The sequence below is a fragment of the Tumebacillus avium genome (assembly GCF_002162355.1).
GTDB lineage: Bacteria > Bacillota > Bacilli > Tumebacillales > Tumebacillaceae > Tumebacillus_A > Tumebacillus_A avium.
On sequence record NZ_CP021434.1, the window covers coordinates 3657090 to 3676210 of the forward strand.

Here is a 19121-nt window from a genome sequence, read left to right on the forward strand (position 1 = left end):
GGAGAAAAAGGAGTTTGGAGATGCAAAAATCACGATTTTATCCATTCGAACGCAATCGTTATTTTTACGGCAAACTGCTGACCGTTCGGGATTTCGAATCCGAGCAGACCTATTTTAACGACAAGCGCCGCCTGCTCAACCGCCTGCTGTACGGCACCGGCGTGATCGCGGGCATGCAGGTTGTCAAAGTCGACGAGCGTTCCTTCTCGCTGCAAGCGGGCGTCGCGCTCGACCATCTCGGCCGCGAGATCGTCGTGCCCGAGCCGATGACCTACAACCTGTCTGTCGTGCCGGGCTTCGTCAACAACGGCGAGTACAGCAAACACGTCTACCTCTGCATCGCGTACGATGAAAAAGGCAAAGAGCCGGTCTTTTCCATCGCCAACACGACGGTGCGCAAAGATGAAGTCAACGAATACAACCGCATGTTCGAAGGCTACAAAGTGTTCGTCCGCGAGCAGGCGCCCGAGCTGTCCACCTTCGAGCACCACAACCTGGCGCACACCACCAAAGAAGTGCTCTCCGCAGGCGGCATCCGCATCCTGCACCAAATCCCGCGCTACGTGCAGGCGGGCAGCGTCTTCGAAGCCAAAGTCATCGTTGAAAAAGCCCTGCAGACTCCCGAGCTGCAGCTCGAATTCGAACTGATGACCAAAGGCTGCGAGCCGCTGAACGGCAGCAAACTGTCCTTCAAAGTCCAAGGCCACAGCGAAACTCGCTCCGAGTTCACCTACCAGTTGAAAGCCCAAGATACGCCGGGCCATGATGCGACCGTGGCGATCCTGCCCGAAGGCTCGATGATGGCGGTCGGCAACGAAGTCGTCAAAGTCAGCTCCGTCAGCATCCAAAACATCGAGCTCACGGCCACGCCGGCCCGCGAGCGAATTCTTGAAGAGTACTTTGCCCGTTCGCTCGACAAAGCGTTAGAGGCGGACAGCGAGCCGTGCCTGTACCTGGCCAAGATCCACCTCCAGCAAGTCGGTGCTGTTTTCATGATCGACCGCATCGATACCGTGCCCTTCGGCGACCACATCTACAACCATTCGCTCCTGACCAACCTCGGCCTCGACCAGCAGTCTTCGGCTGCTCCGGGCATCGGCGGCGTTGCCGCGCCGAGCTTCAGCGTGCAGTCGACGGCCGAACGTCTGCCGTCCGATGCCGATCCCAAGCTCGATGTAGCCTACGACCCGTCCAAGCAGGAATTCACCTTCACGCTTGGCGTGCCCGAAGGCAAGCCGGGGCAGGGCGGAGGAGGCACCACCGTCATCAGCAAGGGGCATGCCCCGAAAACGGCGGCGGGCAGCACCGACATCCTGTTGTTCCCGAGCCAGCGTACCGGCAAGATGAACCCGTTTGGCAAAGCGGAGCGCACCTACTACTCCGACGAGATCGAGCACGGCCTCGGAGCGGGCAACGTATACGTGCAGGCGGGTATCGAAGAGTGCGATTCCCTGCTCAACCAAGGCGATGCTGTCTACTATGGGGATCAAGATGTGTTTGGGGGCAGCGAGTACGAGTCCTACCTGCCGAAAACGAGCCTTGGCGTCCTCGTCTACCCGAAAAAAGGCACCTTCCGCATCGGACTTAAGCTGCATGGCAGCACCGAGATGAGCAAAGTGCGCGTTCGCTGGTGGGCGGTGCAAGACGCCGAAGAAACACCCGGCGTGCAGCGCCGTTACCAGTCCGAAGCGGCGTCCACAGACGACGAACTCTAGGAGGAGATCCCCGTGGCTAAACAAATGCACCGAGGCGCCGCCTCGGCCAAAGCAACCACATCCTCAGTCAAACAAAAAAAGACTGCCACCCAAGAGCAGTCGGCAACGCCCTTGCAAAGCACCCTGCTGCAAATGCAGCGTGCCTACGGCAACCAAGCGACCAGCCGCTTCCTGAGCGGCCAGATCCAGCGCAAAGCGGCCATCCAGCGGATGCCCGAAGACGAAGAAGAGCTGCAGCTCAAGGCAGACCCTGCGCAGCGCATGCCCGAAGAAGAAGAGCTTCAACTGAAAGCAGACCCCGCGCAGCGGATGCCCGAAGAAGAGGAGCTTCAACTGAAAGCAGACCCTGCCCAGCACATGCCTGACGAAGAAGAGCTTCAGCTAAAAGCTGAAGCTCCCGTCCAGCGCAAAAGCACGCCGTCTAACAAAATGCCGGAAGATGTGCAAGCCAAAATGGAGACGGCGATGAACGCCGACTTCTCCGACGTCAACATCCATGTCGGCAGCCAGGCATCAGATGTCGGTGCCCTCGCGTATGCGCAAGGCAACGACATCCATTTCGCCCAAGGCAAATTCGAACCGGACAGCCAGTCCGGCCAAGAGCTGCTCGGCCATGAGCTCGCCCATGTCGTCCAACAGCGCCAAGGCCGCGTCCAACCGACAACCGAGGTTGGAGGTCTGCCGGTCAACGACGACCCCAAGCTCGAACAAGAAGCCGACAACCTCGGCCGCCAAGCGGCGAGCTTAAAGCTCGAAGACAAATAACGCAACCAAAAAAGCCCTCCATAGGAGGGCTTTTCTTATGATTCTCTTTCTTACTTCATCTTCTTCGTAATCTCCGCTCTCGCAATCACTGACCCATTATAAGAGCAATAGTACCAATAATCGCCAATCTCATAAACCGTCACATTCCCCGACTTCCGAATTTCCTTCGCCGGAGTGACAGCAGGTTCATCCTTCCCGGCATCTCCGGTTTTCCCGCCAGCAGAAGTCTCCGAAGCCTGTCCAGCCGTCTCAGCCGACTTCCCAGCCGCCAGCTTCTCCTTGATCATCTGCTGCAGCTCCGCCAACTGCTCTGAGCCCCACAGCTGCACCGAAGTGACTTTTGCTTCCTTCTGCTGCTCCGGGTCAGGGGAGAGGTTCGCCGGGTCCAGCTCCAGCTTGAACAGCATATTATTCCCCGCATACACCATCTCCAGCGCCGGAGTGCCAACTTCGGCAATCCGCACATCGGTCGCCTTCCCGAGCAATTCTTCCACCTTCTGCGGCGCGAGATCCAAGAAGCCGGGGTAGAAGGGATAGCCTTCCTGAAACTGGCCTTTATACACCACCATACCCTTCAGGTTGTAGCGTTCACCCGGCCCGTCCTCACGTCCCGCCTTAAACTGCCCCTTATAGCGCAAGTTGCCGTCCTTGTCATACAGATCGCCCAACCCGTCATACTTCCCATCCACAAAGGCACCCACATAAAGCGGCTTGCCTTTTTCGCCATTCAGCGTGCCTGCGCCCTGATACTTCCCGGCCGCATACTGTCCGGCATACTTCAACTGGCCGTCGCTGTAGTACTCCTTGCCTTCGCCGCTGTACTTGCCTTCCTTAAACCCGCCGTCATACAGCAGCTTGCCGTCCTTGTCATACAGCTTCCCGGCGCCGTGATACTGACCGCCCGAGAACGCGCCTTCATAGACCTTGTTGCCATTTTCCGCAAACAGCTTGCCTTCGCCTTCAAACACATTGTTCAAAAACAAGCCGTCATACTTCACCTGTTCATTAAAATAGTACTCCGTGCCTTTGCCCGCGTACTTATCTTCCACAAACAGGCCTTTGTACATCATCTTGCCATCCTGATAATACATCGTGCCGTCGCCGCTCATCTTGCCATTTTTAAACTGGCCCGAGTAGCGAATATCTCCATCCGTATAATACGTCGTGCCTTCGCCGCTGTACAAGTCATCCGCAAAGTTGCCCTTATACACAACTTCGCCCATCGCATTGTACTTCTCCCCGGCGCCGTTCATCTTGCCGTCCTTCATTTCACCTTTATACAGCACGTCGCCGTTCGAAGCATACACCGTGCCATTTCCGGTAAACTTGCCCTTCTTCAAATCGCCTTCATAAATCAGCTTGCCGCTCTCATCGACAACTTTCCCATAACCCGAATACTTCGCAATCTCCTTCGAGTTCTCCACAAACACATTCCGCCCCAAAAACTCGCGCAGAAACGCCGGGGGATTGACATACAAAAACTGATACGCCAAAATGCCCAGCGCAACAGAGACAATCAAAATCATCAAAATCAGCCGCTTCGCCACATACCGCCGGCCAAAGCGCACATAATTCTTCAGCGACTGCTCCTTCGGGGCCAGCATCACCTCGACCCTGGCCTGAATTGCTTTCGGCAGGTTCGTCACCGTCGAAATCGCCTTTTGTATCGTCGTCCGCACCGGCGTGATCACCGGTTTCACAATCATGTCAGATAGCTGCATCAACATTTTCATCTCTACGGCACCTGAATCGTCTGCTGACCGGGCTGGGTGATCTGAATCACGCCGCCCCAGTTGCACATCAGCTTCGAAGAGTTATTCAAAGCGGGCATATTCGCCACCTGCACCGTCGGACAGCCCGGCGCCCAGGGCGCTGCCGTCACCGGAATGCACGGCATCGGCGTTAATACGCCAAACGCCGCAGCGGTCGCCGCAGCCACCGTCGGATTGGCCATCGACTGGCACATCCCAAACGGCAAAATATTCACCATCGGCTTGTTATCCATAATATTTGCAATCGGCATCGCCGTCAGAACCTTATTGGTCGGAAGCACCATCAATGCGCTTGGCGCAGCGCCAAAACTGCACTGCATTTGAGCGCCTCCGCATACCACAAACCCCATAGCACTCTCTCCTTTATATCTCCTTCTCTAAATGTAACATAACTTCTGCCCTGAATGCTCTTAAATTAGATGCTAGAGTACAGGAAAGTGTAGTAATATTGAACTAGGATTCGAGATTCATACAGGAGTGGTTCATATTTTAATCTTCCATAAAAAAACAGCTGCCATCTCTCTGCTCACCGCTCTGATGCTGACCGGCCAGGCCACACTGCCGATCTTGCCGCAACAGGCTGTCGTGCACGCTGCAACAATCCTTTCGCTCAAAGACCTGACCACGCGGGCCGCGCAAGTCAGCCCCGACCTGAAAGACCTGACCAGCAACCTGCAAAAAAAGAAATACGAGCTGACCCAAGCCTATCAGGCGGTCAACATCCAAGCCGAAAAAGACGCCAGCAAGCAGGCCAAAGAGCACAGCTTGAGCCGCGACATCGACCTCGGCACCAAGATCCCAACCGCACAGCTCGAAGTCAAAAAAGCAGAACGCGAGATCGAAAACAAGCGCCGCGCGCTCGGCCTTGAGATCGAGCAGCTCTATATAACTGCGTACCAGGCCCAACTCGGCGTCCAAAAAGCGCAAACCGCGCAGAAAAAAGCCGAGACCAAAGTAAACGACCTCATCAAAAAAGCGGTCTACGGCTATGCCAAGCTCGAAGACGTCGAAGCGGCCAAGGCGGAGCTGGAAACCGCCGTCTCCGCTGTCACCGTCGCCCAGCTTGGCTTCAAGACCAGCCGCAACGAGCTGGGGCAGAAGGTGAGCATGGACCTCGACGGCGATTTTACCTTCACCGTCCCGCGCCAATACGCCATGCTCAACCAAAAGACGCTCTGGCAGCTGATCGACCGCGCCGAGAAGACCGACCTTGAGCTTTGGAAAGACACCGAGGCCCGCCGAATGGCCGAAGCCAAAGTCAACCTCGTCCGCCAGCTCTACCGCAACAAATTTGGCGCTACTGCCATGCAAATCCTTGAGTCCACCTATAGCGGCACCCAAGAGACCGACTACAGCGCTTTCATGACCAAATACAACGAGCTGGCTGCGAACATCGACGCCAAATGGAAAGGCAAAACGTGGATCCTCGTCTTCTCCTTGCCCTTCCTGAAATACGTCCCGAAAAAAGAGCTGCAAGGGGAGTACGAAGGCATGCGCTACTTCGAAGACATGCAAAACGCCTTGCCTGTCGCCATGCTCGACTATGACAAAGCCCGCCTGAAAGAAAGCGACACCCGCCAAAAGCTCACCGCCAAGATCAAAACGTCCTACCTCGGCGTCAAACAGGCCGAGTCGACCTACATCCTGGCGATGAAAGCATTGGACAAAGCCAAGCAAGACACCAAAAAAGCTGAAGAGAAGAAAAAGTTCGGCGTGATCAAGCAAGAAGAGCTCGACGCTGTCAAAGCATTGGAAGTGCAGGCTTCCGAAGTGGTGACCGCCACTTTCCTCGCCTACAAGCTGTCCCTCTCCAAGCTCGACCTCGACACCTCGGGCGGGGTCGTGTACCGCAACGGCAATCTGCCGTACCAGGTCGACAGCGGCCTCGACCCGCTGATCAAACCGCCTGCACCCGACCTGCAACTCGGCGGGTGGAAGCTCGAACCGGTCGCAGAAGGCATGACCAGCAAATTCACCCTCGTCGACCTCAAAGACGGCTACAAACCAACGCATTTCACCTTGCATTCCAAAAAGACCAGCAAGCAGGTCGGCGCGCGCACCGCGATCACAGGCGAGCTGCTCCATTTAAACCTCGCCTTCAGCGACACCAGCGACCTGTACGTCGTCTTCTACAGCGGGGACAAAAAATTGGACGAAGCCGATCTCGACGGTTACGCGCCAAAAGGAACTTTGACCAAGAAGTAAAAGGAGAATCGCCATGATCAAGAAACATCGCCGCAAGTTCGTGACCCTTTTGCTCGCGTTTTCACTGTTTGGCGCGTTCCTGCCGACCTCGCCCGAAGCGACGGCAGCCGAGCGTCCCGCAGCGTCGAAAGTGAGCAGCGGCCACCTGCTGATCGGCACCTACCTGATCCAAAAAGAAGCGTTGACCAAGCCCGTCCTCGATGCGGCCAAAGCGAGCATGGACCAATCGGACCAAGGCATGTACTACAAATCGGAGCTGGCGGACGGCGCATGGTTTAACATCCAGAACGGATATGACCTGTCCGCGATCCTAAGCCCCAGCGGCACGACCGTCACCAACGCCGACATCGACAAAATGACGATCAGCGTCTGGGTGCATCTCGTCGACGGCAAACCGACCGTCGAGTGGACGCAGACCCCGGCCGATCTGGACCAAGCCATCGCCGGCGCCAAAGCCCAGCAAGTGCAAGCAGAAGCGGACAACAAAGCGGCTGTGGAAGCGGGCGATGACACCCTCGCCATCACCCTGTCCCTGAAAGCGGCAACGCTGAAGGCGCAAGTCGCTTTCCTCGAAGCGCTGAAAGCAGGGAAGGGCGACCAGGCCGCCGCCGAGCTGGAAAAGCTCGCCGATCCGGAAAAACTGCTCGCCGACTCGGTCAAAGGCGCACAGGCCGACCTGCAAAAAAAGCTCGAAGCCGATCTGAAAAAAGCGGAAGATGCGCTAAACGCCGCCACCGACCCAGCCGAAAAAGCAAAACTGCTCGAACAAAAAAAGCAGGCCGAAGACAACCTGAACGATTTTAAAGCAAACGCCTTGTCCTCCCAAGTCGACACCGCCAATGCGGCGAGCCTGCAGCTGGCGCAAGACCTCAGCCGGGCGGTCAACAACTCGCAGACCAAGCAGGCCCTAGACCTGCTGACCCAGCTCGAAGCTGCTGACCAGCAAGTGCTGATCCTGCACAAAGGCCTGCTCACCCAACAGGTCGCCGCGCTGGAAAAAAAGATCAAAGAAACCACCAACTTCGATGAGATCCAGGAACTGCAAGCGGAGATTGCGACAACCAAGCAATCGGCCTACGCCAAAGAGAAAACGGCGTGGGAAGCAGAAGTCAAAGTTCTGGAAGCAGCTTTCCAAACGGCCGAAAAGCTCGGTCAAAACGACATGGCAGCACAACTGCTCGCCAAGCTGAACACGATCGCCGTGCGTCTTGATGAGATCCAAGCGGAAGCCAAAGCCACCCGTATCTCCTCGCGCAAAGCGGAGATCGCCGACCTGAAAAAGCAAATTCAAGAGGCGAAAGCAGCAGGCGCAACCGATACCGCCGACCAGCTGCTCATGCCGCTGGTGCAGGCGGAAGGCGTGCAGGCCGCAGATGAACAAGGCGTCATCGACATCATCCTCGACATCGAAGAAGCGATCGTCAAAGTGAACGCCAAGCTCAAAACCGCATCGGCAGAAGAAGCGGTTCTGCTGAAACAAGAACTGGCCGTCCTGAACACCAACCTGCTGAAAGCGCAAAAGACCGAGCTGTTCCTGATCAAAGAGCAGGCCGAAAAGAAACAGGCCGAAGTGAAAGCCGAAACGGGCAAAACAAGCCCAACCCTCACCCAGATGCACCAGCTCTATATCAAAGAGATCAAAGCGATCGAAAAACAAAAATACACAGCGATTGACCTGACCGCCCTCGCCGCTCTGCAAAAGCAGATCAAAAAAGAGCAGCCAAAAGCGACGGTGCTGCCGGTGGAAAACGTCATTGCCAAGTCGGTCGACATCAAGTTCATGATGCCGCCGGTGATCCTCGACGGCCGCACGCTGATTCACATCCGTCCGATCTCCGAATCATTTGGTTCCACAGTGATTTGGAACAACGACGAGCAAAGCGTTTGGATCAGCCAAGAAGGCGCCACCGTCTACTGCAAAATCGGCGATAAAACGGCGCTGGTCAACGGCAAGCCGGTCACGCTCGACGTGCCGCCGCGCCTGATCGCCGGGCGCACGGTCGTGCCGCTGCGCTTTGTCGTGGAGGCGCTGGGCCTGAATGTGACGTGGGATGACCCGTCCCAGACGATCGAGATCAAAGGAACGGTAAACCGATGAGACAATATGTATGGAAGCTGGTTCTTCTGCTGGCCGCCCTGATCGGCCTCGGCATTTACGCCTATCAGCATCAAGAGTACATCACGCACTTCCCGATCGAAAAACAAGTCGAACTGCACAACCCGTACCAAGCCACGTCAGACGGGAAGGGCAACTGGTACGTCATCGAGGACGCCAAACAGTCGATCCTCAAATTGGGCGCAGACGGCACCCAGTTGGCGAAGATCCAAGCGCCCTCGCTCAAAGAGTTCGTCAATCTGAATTCCAAAGACCCGACACTGCAAGATGATGCCCGCACCTATATCACTTATGACCAGGTGCTGCCTGCACCGGACGGCTCCTTGTACGCCGTGGTGCGGCTGATGGAGATCAACGCCCTGGTCCTCAAGCACGAAGTGGTCGTCCGCTACAACGCCGACGGGGAGCTCGATCAGAGCTGGATTGGCTACTCGCGCCCGTACAGCGTGGCTGAGCAAGGCTCTCTGCGCAGCGGCACGATCCGTTCGCTGGCGTTTAAAGAAAACAAGCTGTTCCTGATCACCCAAGAGAGCGATGTTGAGCTCGACCTGCACGAATGGGATGCCAAGCTGGGCCGGTTCAGCAAAATCACCAGCACGCATATCCCGTCCGAATCGGGCGTGTCAGACATCAGCGGCGTCACGTCGCAAGAGCTGGTCTACGCCACGAAAAAAGGCGAGATCTACTATTCGGGCGAACGCATCTACCCGCAGACCCGCACCGGTCAAAACGGCATCTTTGCCGATCATGTCCAAGTGGCGGGCGAGGATGTCTACTTCCTCGATGAATACGGTGGCAGCGTGAAGCGCTTTTCCACCAGCAATCCGGCCCAGGTCGAGACGCTGTTCACCCAGCAGGATGCGGCGGCCAAGCTGGCTGTTGATGAGCAGGCTGCAAAAATCGCGCTGACCGACGAACCGCTGGACAGCTTGGGCGTCGCTCCAGACGGCACGATCTTTGTTTCCGTCGGACAACAGGCGCTGCTGATGACGCCCGACAAGGAACTGCTGCCCCTTGAGTATTCGGGCAGCACGCGCACCCATCAGTATCTGATCTGGGCGGCTGCAGCTGTTGGGGCTATCCTGCTGGTGTGGGTGCTGAAAATCCTGTACGTCAACATTATGCCGTACTCGCTGATCTACAAGCAGCTGTTCGCCCTCGTGCCGCTGATCGCCCTGTCGATGCTGCTGCTGGCCTTCCTGGTGCACACAGACTTCCGCACCGACACGGAGCTGGAAGTCAGGCGGGCGCTGACCTATCTGGCGCACGACGGGCAAAACCTCGTCGATGCCGAGCGGCTCTTGAAGATCGATTCGCCGCAGGACTTCATGAACGAAGACTACCAGGCGCTCAAGGAAAAGCTGACCTTCAAAGACAACTACGGCAAGTTCTACATGATGATCTACAAATACGTCGACCGGCGTCTCTACGATTTGCTGGAAGATGACAACGATATCCGCATGTTCGATTCCTTCGAAGTGTCGGCTGATGATTCGGCCGTTTCGGCCTGTATGGTGCGCGACAAGCAGACGGGTGAGTTCATCGAAGTTGATGCCAATTTTGACTACAACAAGGCGCTGCAAGAGCAGACCTACGTCACCTGCAAGTCCCAAGATGAAAACGGGACCTGGCTGTTTGCGTTAGGGCCGTTGTACAACGCGGACAAAACACAGGTCGTCGGCATCTACGAAGCGGGGATCAACACGCACGCGCTGGAAGTGCGCATGACCGCCAACTGGTACGAGACCTTGAAACAGCTGACCGGCTTTGCCGTGCTGATTCTGATCGTCGTGCTGGTCGTCACGCTCCTGTTGCTGAAATCGGTGCGCAACCTCAGCGTCAGCGCCAACCAGATCGCCAAAGGCCAGTGGCACACGCGGGTGACGGTCAAGTCGCATGACGAAGTGGCCGCTTTGGGACACACCTTCAACAACATGTCGGAAGAAGTGGAGAAAAAGATGCTGGAGCTGCGCGAATTCCGCGATGCCTACCGCCATTTTGTGCCGGAGAAGTTCCTCAACTACCTTGGCAAGCGCGACATTCGCCATGTGAACCTCGGCGATCAGGTGGAGCTGGACATGAGCATCCTGGTCACAAACATTCGCCATTTCGATGATTTTATGGAAGATATGAAAGACAAGACGCGCGACAACTTCAACTTTATCAACCGCTTCCTGCATGAGATCTCGCCGATCGTCGATCAAAACAACGGCGAGGTCAGCAAGTACCTCAACCATGGTATCCTCGCCGTATTCCCGGAGAGCCCGGGCGAGGCGCTGAAAGCGGCGGTGGAGATGAAGCGGGCGCTGGACAGCTACAACTCGCACCGCGCCGGAAAAGGCAAAGCGCGGATCGAAGTCGGCATCGGCATCCAGCAGGGGCCGCTGATGCTCGGCATCATCGGTGCGGAAGAGCGGCTGGAAGTCAGCGTGATCTCAGACAGCGTGCAGTTTGCGATGGTGCTGGAGGAGATCTCCGACAAGCTGGGCTGCACGATCCTGCTGCCGGCCCGCGTCCTGCAGGCGATCCCGGGGAGCGACCGCTTCCTGGCGCGCAGTCTCGGCAACATCCAGCTCCAAGGCTCGCTCAGCGGTCCGATCGAACTGTATGATGTGTTCGAAGCGGACGATGAAGAGACGCGCCGTCTGAAGCGGAAGACGCAAGACCTGTTCGAGTCGGCGATCACCAAATACCAGCAGGGCCGTTTCTATGACGCCCGTGAAGCGTTCCTCCAAGTCATTCGCCAGAACCCGGGCGACAAGATTGCCCAGCTCTATTTTTACGTCTGTGACGAATACCGGAGCGGCATGACAGGCGATTGGAAAGGGACGTTGGAAGTATAAAAGCGAAATGGGCAAGAAAAAAAGAGCCTCTCATTCGAGAGGCTCTTTTTCCTGCGACGAAAGCACCATGCCAAGCACGCCGGTCAGGTCTTCGTCGCCGTGAGCGATGACCGGGGGATAGAGATAGGCGCGGTTGCTGGCGTCGATTTGATACAGACGTATATGAACGGGGAGGTCCACGCCGAGGTGGTGGAAGGCCTCCATGTAATGGACAATCTGTTCGATCAGCTGAACTTCCGTCAGGTCGGAGGAGTCTACTGCTTCAATATAGCCATCTTGAAAGAACTGGGTGTAAGAGATGATCGAGCGGGTATTGGGTACCTTGACAAAAGATGTCATGCTGTACGTTTCGTTCTCCGTCAGGTAGTCCTGTACGGCAAGCGGAGCCAACGGGCGGATGTCGTACTCCTTCGGGTCGACAAACGCGCTTTCCGGGAACATGTGCAGCACAAGCCGCGCCGTGCCCACAGGCAGATCAAAGCCGGTGCGTCCTTCTAAGACGCTGTGCAGACGGGAGATCGATTCATCGTGAATGACCTCGTAAAGCGGTGGGTGATACTCATACGACAGTTGCTCAAGTTGGCGAGTCAAATTTTCCACTAGCAGCATCTCCTCTCAGAATGAGGGTGGGAAATTACCACCTAATCATATCACAATTACTTTCGATATAAAACGGTTTGAAACGTAGTTGTGTCTATGATATTAATTCGATATAGTACTGAATTTTCTGCCTAGGTATTAGGCATTATTCGACAAAATAACCTATGCTAAAAGTTGGACATTGATTATAATTTTCCTAAGAGCTCAAAGGGAGTGCCGACACCTTTCAAGACGAGATTCCTTTGTGGAGAGAACTGCCAAATGGTCGCCTGGGTGTATTTTTGGAAAGAGAGATTTCCAAGCGGCAGAGTCTTTGATTCGTACGGCACTGCGGACTGAATCTGTTGACCAGCTTCTGGATATCAAAGCAAGTTATGAAGAAAGTGTTGCAATGGAACTGAGTTATCCAAAACAAGCCAGATACCATGCGTATCGATATCTTTCACTCACCTACAAGCAAGAGAAGTTCTTAAGTGGCGCATTTCGACGAAGAGATTCCCGCTTGATAGAATTTTTAGCCTACTTAGGGAAATGAGGGTTCAATGATGAGTCATTTGATTGCCCCCGAGAGAACGGTTGCCGACGGGATCCCGCTATGGCTGCGGATTCGCGAGATCATGAAAGAGCAGGGCAGTTCCTACAGCCTGACCGCCATAGCCGGGCGACTTGGGATCAGCCGGGAGACGCTGCGGAAGATGCTGAACGGGGAACGGGAGATCTACAGTTTTGAGCTGGAAAAACTTTCGAAGGATCTGAAAGTGTCGATCTCGCGGCTCTTGCAGGAAGATCTCATCGTTCCAGAAAGCATTACCATCCTTTGCGGTCAATGCCGCTGGAATGATGCGCTGAAAGTGGCCCGACGGTGGCAGGATGTTGCGATGGGTCTGTCAGAACGTGCCAATGCGCTGAATAAGTTTGGACTTATTTACCTCTGGAGGAAGGACTATGATGAAGCCAGACGTTATTTTGAGGAAATGCTGCTTCTGGCGCAAGAGATCAACGCGAAATATGACCATGATTGCCTGCTGCGAAGAACCTTACGGAACCTCTTGAGCACGTGCGCAGATATGAAGGAAACGGAGCGGGCATCTGAAATTATTGAAATTGCTGAACCTTATTTCCAGGCGTGTCCGGTGGAGATGGGGCTTCTCTATTATTCAAAAGCCAAGATCAATAAGGTGATGCTGCAGCCTGCGGAAGCCAAACTAAATCTCTACAAAAGTTTGGAGCTGTACTCGCAAGGTACAACTCACGATACGACAGGACGAGGGTATATCGCCGTCGCCACCGCTGAATTTGCTGACCGCAATTATGCGAAAGCCAAGGAGTTGTTGGAAAGCGCGATCTCTGTGGCGGAATCCGATACGGTCAAGCTGACTGCACGGTCGCAACTTGCGAAAACGCTGTTCAAACTGGGCGAGTACGCCCTGGCGGAGGCGCTGATACATACCACGCTCGCGATGGAGGCGATTGCACGGGACCCGGATTGCGAAGCCAAACTGCTCATTTTGCGAACCCGGATCACCCGGGATGCCCGCTATGCGGAGCAAGCCGCGGTCAATCTGTCCTATTCGATCGTTGTCCGCTTTCTTGCCTATCGTTATCTCTCCATCCAGTACAAGCAGGAGCGATTTCAGCGCGGCGAATTGAAACGTCCAGAAAAGAGCAAAGGGCGTCTGACGAAGCGGCGCTTGCCGCTCGATACAAATTTTTAAGCCGAATAACTCTTGCGGGGACAGCGATTGTGCGCAGATTCAGAAAGCGATCAAGTATGCCGAACTTTCAAGTCAATACTACCAAGAGTCAGGACGTGTGCAAGTAAAGTACAGTGCGGAGGTACGCCTATCCGCTTATCACTGTCTGAATATTTACGTTGGCCCCTGCCCACACCTTCACGATGGCGGCGCGCATCGGGATCAGCCGGGAAACGCTGCGTGTGATGGTAAACGGGGAACGGGAGATCTATTGGTTTGAGCTGGAGAAGAATGCGCTGGATTTGAAAGTTCCGGTCAAGCGTCTCTTGATGGAAGACTTGGAGGAGCGCGAGAGTCGGGATCTGATCGTACGGCACGTCGCCTATTCCTTGCCGACACAGCACAGCAAGCCGAATCAGCAAAAATCAAAGGGACGCTTGCCATAGCGGCGATTCCCGCTTCATCTGAATTTTTAAGGAGATCATCATGAGCCAACTCACAGCACCAACCCATACGGTAGTTGATAACATTCCGCTCTGGCTGCGGATTCGGGAGATCATGAAAGAGCAGGGCAGTTCTTACAGCCTGACCGCAATGGCCGGACGGCTGGGGATGAGCCGGGAAACGCTGCGCCTGATGTTGAGCGGGGAGCGCGAGATCTACAGCTTTGAGCTGGAGAAAATTACACAAGACCTGAAGATTCCGCTTGCACGGCTGTTACAGGAAGACATCGTTGAACTAAAACCGGCGTATGCGATACTGATCGATCAAGGCCGATTAGAGGAGGCGATGGAACTGGCCAAGTACCGGGAATCGATTGCCATCGGACTCTCGGAAAAGGTATTCAGTTCCGCTTCGGTCGCCTGGGTGTATTTTTGGAAAGAAGAGATGGATACTGCCAAGGGGATCATCCATGAAGCATTGGCAGCGGCGGAAGAGGTCAATAAGAAATATGCCTTCCAGGGAGTGCTCACTCGTGTCTTTGTTGTTTTTTTGAATATCTACACGCATACGGAAGAGCTGGATAAAGTACTGGGGATCGTCGAGAGATTGAAGCCTCTTTTGCATTCTGACCCGATTAATATGGGGGTGCTATATGTAGCGCTTGCCAAAATGAAGTACGCGTCCTTCGAAAATGCAGAAGCCAAGATGTATATGTATAAATGCCTTGAGCTTTTTATTGAATGCGCGAACCGCGACCGGATTGGGCGTGCGTACATCAATACTGCGATTGCGGAATATGCGGATCGGAATTATGAGCAAGCAAAAGAACTTTTAGAGACAGGAAAAGAGTACTGGGAGAATGACAAAGTGCGCCTGCTCGGGCTGAAGGAATTGGCAAAAACGCACCTTAAGCTGCGCGAGTTCCAAGCGGCAGAGTCTCTGATTCGCACGGCACTGCGGACGGAATCATTTGAGCAGCTGATGGATATCAAAGCAAGTCTGATCATATTGTTGTCGAGAGCTGCGGGAAGTACAAGTTATGCGGAAAGTGTTGCGATGAATCTGCGTTACCCGAAACAAGCCAGGTATCATGCGTATCGGCATCTTACACTCGTCAACAAGCAAGAGAAATTCTTAAGACGCGGGAAGAGTGCACAGGGAAAATCGCAAGGGCGTATTCCGACCAAGAGATTTCCTCTCGATAAGAATTTTTAACCCGCTCAGCGAAATGTGAGGGTTAACCCGCCAAGCGTTAAACAATGTTCTAGTGGCGCAGCATCCAGCATTAAAAGCCAAACTGTTTATCTTGCTGACAAGAATCACGCGAGACACTCGTTACGCCGAAAAAGTTGCGGCCAGCCTTTGTTACCCGCAAAAAGTGAGATACTTGGCATATCGTGATCTTGTCATCTTGTACAAGCAGGACCGGGTTAAGCGTGGGGAGCTGCGGTCCTCATCAAAATCAAAAGGGCGGCTGACAAAACGGCGCTTTCCGCTCGATACTTATTTTTAAATAACGAAAGAGAGGCCGTGAAAATGAGTCAATTGCTTGCCCCAGCCAAAACGGTTGCGGACGGAATCCCGCTTTGGCGAAGGATTCGCGAGTTGATGAAAGAGAAAGGCTCCCGCTACAGCATGTCTGCCGTCGCCGGTCGGCTTGAGATCAGCCGGGAGACGCTGCGGCTGATGCTGAATGGCGAGCGCGAGATTTATTGGTTTGAGCTGGAGAAGATCGCCGAGGATCTGAAGATGCCGATGGCTCGAATCCTTCAGGAAGATGTCGCTGCACTCCATGCTGAAATCGCGACTCGAAAAAAAAGTCTGCAACAGTTGGATGTGGCGATGGAGTTCGCGAAAAAACGCTTCGATATGGCGCAAGGACTAACGGAGAAGGGGTACGCATTGCTTGACATCGGCTATCTGCATCTCTACCAAGAACAGTTTGCCGATGCAGAACGGGTGTATCTAGCCGCCTATGAAGTGATTCAGCAGATCGGGCAGGCTCCACAAGAAGACGATGAAATGGCTTTTCAGGCATTGGCACATCTTGCATGGGTCTATGTGTGGTCCAAACAACACCTCAAGGCGCTTGATTTTCTGGAACAGCATCGAACAATTCTTACGTCAACGCGGACGCGCCAAGCAAGTTATTTGAATAGAAAGGGGCTGGTCAAACAGAGCTTGAATGAGCTCGCCGAGGCCAAACAGTTGTTGTACCAAGCGATGGAATTAGTGCGAGGTCTAGGGAGAGAGGAGTGGTTGGGGCGCGTCTGCATCAGTGCAGCGTACGTCGAGTATTTGGATTTGAACTATAGCAAAGCAAAAGATCTGTTGATTCAATCTTTGCTGCATCTGCAGACGGACACAATGCGACTGCTGGCGACCAAAGATCTGGTAAAAGTCTATCTGAAGCTGCACGAGCGTCAGGCCGCCGAGGCGCTGATTCGTCAGACTTTGCGCGAGGAACCGGTTAAGTCCAATCGGGAGATGGAAGCACGATTGCGAATCCTCTTGTCGCGCACTCTGGAGGTGCCCTTTCACGCGGAGGCTGTAGCCGGCAATTCGAAGTATCCGAAATACATGCGCTTGCTGGCCAGTCGCTTTCTGCGCATTTTCTATCGTCGTTGGTTCCTGCAGGGGCGAAGCAAACGGGTGAAAGCTGTCTATCAAATGCCGCGCAGAAGTTTCCCATACGACAAATTCTTTTAAGAGCAGATCGAATGCGAGGGTTCATCGATGAGTCAATTGCTTGCCCCCGCGCAAACGGTAGTGGACGGGACCCCCTCTGGTGAAGGGAATTGTCAGATAACTTCTGCCGTTTTTTTTTCCTGCAACCACATGGTCTGTAAATATATCAAAGGTTGGTAGTTTCTTGTTACAATGTGTTCAAGAAACACATCGCAAGGAGGTACCAACTGATGATGACAACTTTAGGACAACGCATTCGTGAGTTGAGAGTCAAAAAAGGACAGACGCAGATTGGGTTGGCTGACGGGATTTGCACACCAAGCATGATTTCGCAGATTGAAGCGGATCGCACGACACCTTCGTATAAGATATTGTTTGGCATCGCGGAGAAGCTGGGCGTGCCGCTCGACTTCCTGCTCAAAGACATCGAGCTGGATCTGGCCGACATCACCAAATACAAGATGGCCAAAGGCCTCGTCCGGGCGAAAGAATATGCGCTGGCGATCAACCAGCTGCAAGAGCTGCTCGACAGCACTGACCAGCAGATTCCGAAGATGGATGTGCAAGTCGAACTTGCTTTCTGCCTGCTGGAAGTCGGACGCGGACCGGAAGCGATGGCCTTCCTGCATGAAGTGCAGGGCTTGGCGATTCTGCGCCAGGACGGGGAGCTGCTGGCCAAAGTTTTTCTCCATTTGGGGTTGGATGCGCTAAAGAAGAGCGAATATTCAATCTCCTTGTATCACACTGAGCGCGCTCATGGAGAACTGCTGAAGATCGAGCTGCCCGACCCGGCGCTGCAAGCGAAGGTATGGGTGCAACTGGCGGAGATTCAGGAGCGAATGGGCCAGGTGAGCAAGGCGGCAGCAAGCTGGGAAGCGGCTTTGCAACTGGTGGAAGACACGGAACGCGGCAAGACGATGCTGAAGCTGGCCGACGCGTTTTACCGCCAGAAGAACTTCCTGAAAGCGGATGAGTACGCGACGAAAGCGGCGATTTTGCTGGAGGAGGAAGAGAACGCGCGCCAGAATCAGGACTGGAAGCGCAAAGCGCTGCTGCTCAAGCGTGAAGCCGACTGGCAAGCGTCCGTACAGCAACTGCTGGAATTGAGCGCGACGTGTGAAGGGGTGAAGGCCGGAGAGATTTTTGCCGACATCGCGGCGATCCTGTTGGAGCACGGCGAGACGGAGGAAGCGATGGCTTATGCGGAGCGGGCGCGGATGATCCTGCCCGAGCTGCACCCGGTGATGGGCAAGGTGCACCAGCTGTTTGCTTTGAGCTACTTCCAGCGCGAGCAGGAGCAAAAAGGGCAGTCCCATCTCGACCGCGCCCTCGCCTTGTTCGAAAAGCACGGCATGACCACGGAGCTGGAAGACGGCACCCGCAAGCTCTGCCGTCTGCTCAACGCCCAAGGCAAACACGAAGCGGCCGCCCGCCGCTGGGAGCAGCTCCACGACTACCTGATGGGCAGCCTGCAAAAGCGCGGCATCGCGCTCTAACAACACCTTTCAAGCAAGTCAAAACCAAAGCTGGCACCCTGCCTCATGACCTGTGTGCCAACGCTGCATGACATGTGCTGTACACCGCATTTGCGGCAACGCAAAAGAGAGTATCCCGCTGAAAGGGATACTCTCTTTTTGTGCCTGTTTTTAGTTCGACGCCGGGGTGACCGGCTTCCAGTCCGGGATGTGGGTTTCGCAGAGGCGGCGGGCTTCGGCGATCACCTGCTCCGGCGTTTTGCCGGTGGTGTTCAGCTCGATGAAGCTGCCGTCCCAGCTCATCACTTCGCGCAGAGCCGCTTCGAAGTTCAGCGTGTATTCCAGCGAATTGACGACCCGCATATCGGTTGCCTTCAGCTCATGGACGCGGGCGAGCAGGCGGCTCCTCAGTTCTTCATGGTCGGCTGTCAGCAAAATCGACAGCTGCGGCGTCAGCATGCGCTTGCGAATCGGCAGGAACGCTTCTTTGACCACAGACAGCGGGGTGCCGGTGTTCAGCGAGTAGATCGCCATGTAGGTCGCAAAGTAGCGGTGGCAGATCACCGGTCCCAGCTCCAGCGATTTCTGCACTTTGCCCGACGTGTAGACACACGAAGCAAAGTAATAGAGCAGGCGGGAGTCATCATCCGCATCCTCATCGACAAAATCGCGGAAGTCGCGCCACTCCGGCGACATCCCTTTATAAAAGGCAGCGCTCTGCTCAGCTTCGAGCGCTGCACAGACTGTGCTTTTCCCGGTGCCGTCGACACCTTCAATCACCAAAAACGGATTCACATTCCCGCA

General features: G+C 54.9%; 15 protein-coding genes. 11 read left to right on the top strand and 4 right to left on the bottom strand.

Annotated features, from left to right (window positions below; genetic code table 11):
* Positions 1-20 precede the first annotated feature (20 nt).
* Both CBW65_RS17895 and CBW65_RS17900 read left to right on the top strand, forming a co-directional pair.
* Positions 21-1715: a hypothetical protein gene (locus CBW65_RS17895; protein ID WP_087457990.1), complete on the top strand. Its 1695-nt coding sequence runs from the start codon at positions 21-23 to the stop codon at positions 1713-1715.
* A 12-nt stretch (positions 1716-1727) separates the two neighbouring features.
* Positions 1728-2480, top strand: coding sequence for an eCIS core domain-containing protein (locus CBW65_RS17900; RefSeq protein ID WP_232463356.1), 753 nt, complete (start codon positions 1728-1730; stop codon positions 2478-2480).
* Between the two features lie 50 nt (positions 2481-2530).
* Here the strand turns inward: CBW65_RS17900 and CBW65_RS17905 are convergent, their stop codons facing one another.
* Both CBW65_RS17905 and CBW65_RS17910 read right to left on the bottom strand, forming a co-directional pair.
* Positions 2531-4213, bottom strand: coding sequence for an MORN repeat-containing protein (locus CBW65_RS17905; RefSeq protein WP_087457991.1), 1683 nt, complete (start codon positions 4211-4213; stop codon positions 2531-2533).
* A 2-nt stretch (positions 4214-4215) separates the two neighbouring features.
* Entirely contained in the window at positions 4216-4602 is a 387-nt protein-coding gene (locus CBW65_RS17910) for a DUF4280 domain-containing protein (RefSeq protein ID WP_087457992.1), read from the bottom strand.
* A 127-nt stretch (positions 4603-4729) separates the two neighbouring features.
* Here CBW65_RS17910 and CBW65_RS17915 point away from each other — a divergent pair, with 127 nt between their 5' ends.
* From CBW65_RS17915 to CBW65_RS17925, 3 genes are read left to right on the top strand one after another with little or no spacing between them, the layout of a single operon-like run.
* Positions 4730-6457, top strand: coding sequence for a TolC family protein (locus CBW65_RS17915; protein WP_087457993.1), 1728 nt, complete (start codon positions 4730-4732; stop codon positions 6455-6457).
* Between the two features lie 13 nt (positions 6458-6470).
* Positions 6471-8555, top strand: a complete 2085-nt coding sequence (locus CBW65_RS17920; protein ID WP_087457994.1) for a copper amine oxidase N-terminal domain-containing protein — start codon at positions 6471-6473, stop codon at positions 8553-8555.
* Positions 8552-11416: an adenylate/guanylate cyclase domain-containing protein gene (locus tag CBW65_RS17925; RefSeq protein WP_087457995.1), complete on the top strand. Its 2865-nt coding sequence runs from the start codon at positions 8552-8554 to the stop codon at positions 11414-11416. The genes CBW65_RS17920 and CBW65_RS17925 overlap by 4 nt, the downstream gene beginning before the upstream one ends.
* A gap of 30 nt (positions 11417-11446) precedes the next feature.
* Here the strand turns inward: CBW65_RS17925 and CBW65_RS17930 are convergent, their stop codons facing one another.
* Positions 11447-12016, bottom strand: a complete 570-nt coding sequence (locus tag CBW65_RS17930; protein WP_087457996.1) for a hypothetical protein — start codon at positions 12014-12016, stop codon at positions 11447-11449.
* Between the two features lie 244 nt (positions 12017-12260).
* Here CBW65_RS17930 and CBW65_RS24340 point away from each other — a divergent pair, with 244 nt between their 5' ends.
* The 6 genes from CBW65_RS24340 (at position 12261) to CBW65_RS17955 (ending at position 18338) form a co-directional block, all read left to right on the top strand.
* A complete protein-coding gene (locus CBW65_RS24340) occupies positions 12261-12551 on the top strand; it encodes a hypothetical protein (protein WP_157722035.1) in 291 nt (96 codons plus the stop codon).
* Between the two features lie 10 nt (positions 12552-12561).
* Positions 12562-13731: a helix-turn-helix domain-containing protein gene (locus CBW65_RS17935; protein ID WP_198299645.1), complete on the top strand. Its 1170-nt coding sequence runs from the start codon at positions 12562-12564 to the stop codon at positions 13729-13731.
* A 158-nt stretch (positions 13732-13889) separates the two neighbouring features.
* Positions 13890-14156, top strand: coding sequence for a hypothetical protein (locus CBW65_RS17940; protein WP_157722036.1), 267 nt, complete (start codon positions 13890-13892; stop codon positions 14154-14156).
* Positions 14157-14196: 40 nt separating this feature from the next.
* Positions 14197-15369: a helix-turn-helix domain-containing protein gene (locus CBW65_RS17945; RefSeq protein WP_087457999.1), complete on the top strand. Its 1173-nt coding sequence runs from the start codon at positions 14197-14199 to the stop codon at positions 15367-15369.
* Between the two features lie 321 nt (positions 15370-15690).
* On the top strand, positions 15691-16863 hold the full coding sequence (locus CBW65_RS17950; RefSeq protein WP_087458000.1) for a helix-turn-helix domain-containing protein: 1173 nt from the start codon (positions 15691-15693) through the stop codon (positions 16861-16863).
* 209 nt (positions 16864-17072) lie between these two features.
* Positions 17073-18338, top strand: a complete 1266-nt coding sequence (locus CBW65_RS17955; protein ID WP_087458001.1) for a helix-turn-helix domain-containing protein — start codon at positions 17073-17075, stop codon at positions 18336-18338.
* Between the two features lie 150 nt (positions 18339-18488).
* Here CBW65_RS17955 and CBW65_RS17960 read toward each other — a convergent pair whose 3' ends face one another.
* Positions 18489-19112 carry an AAA family ATPase gene (locus CBW65_RS17960; protein ID WP_087458002.1) on the bottom strand — a complete coding sequence of 208 codons (624 nt, stop codon included), beginning with the start codon at positions 19110-19112 and terminating at the stop codon, positions 18489-18491.
* Positions 19113-19121: the final 9 nt, after the last annotated feature.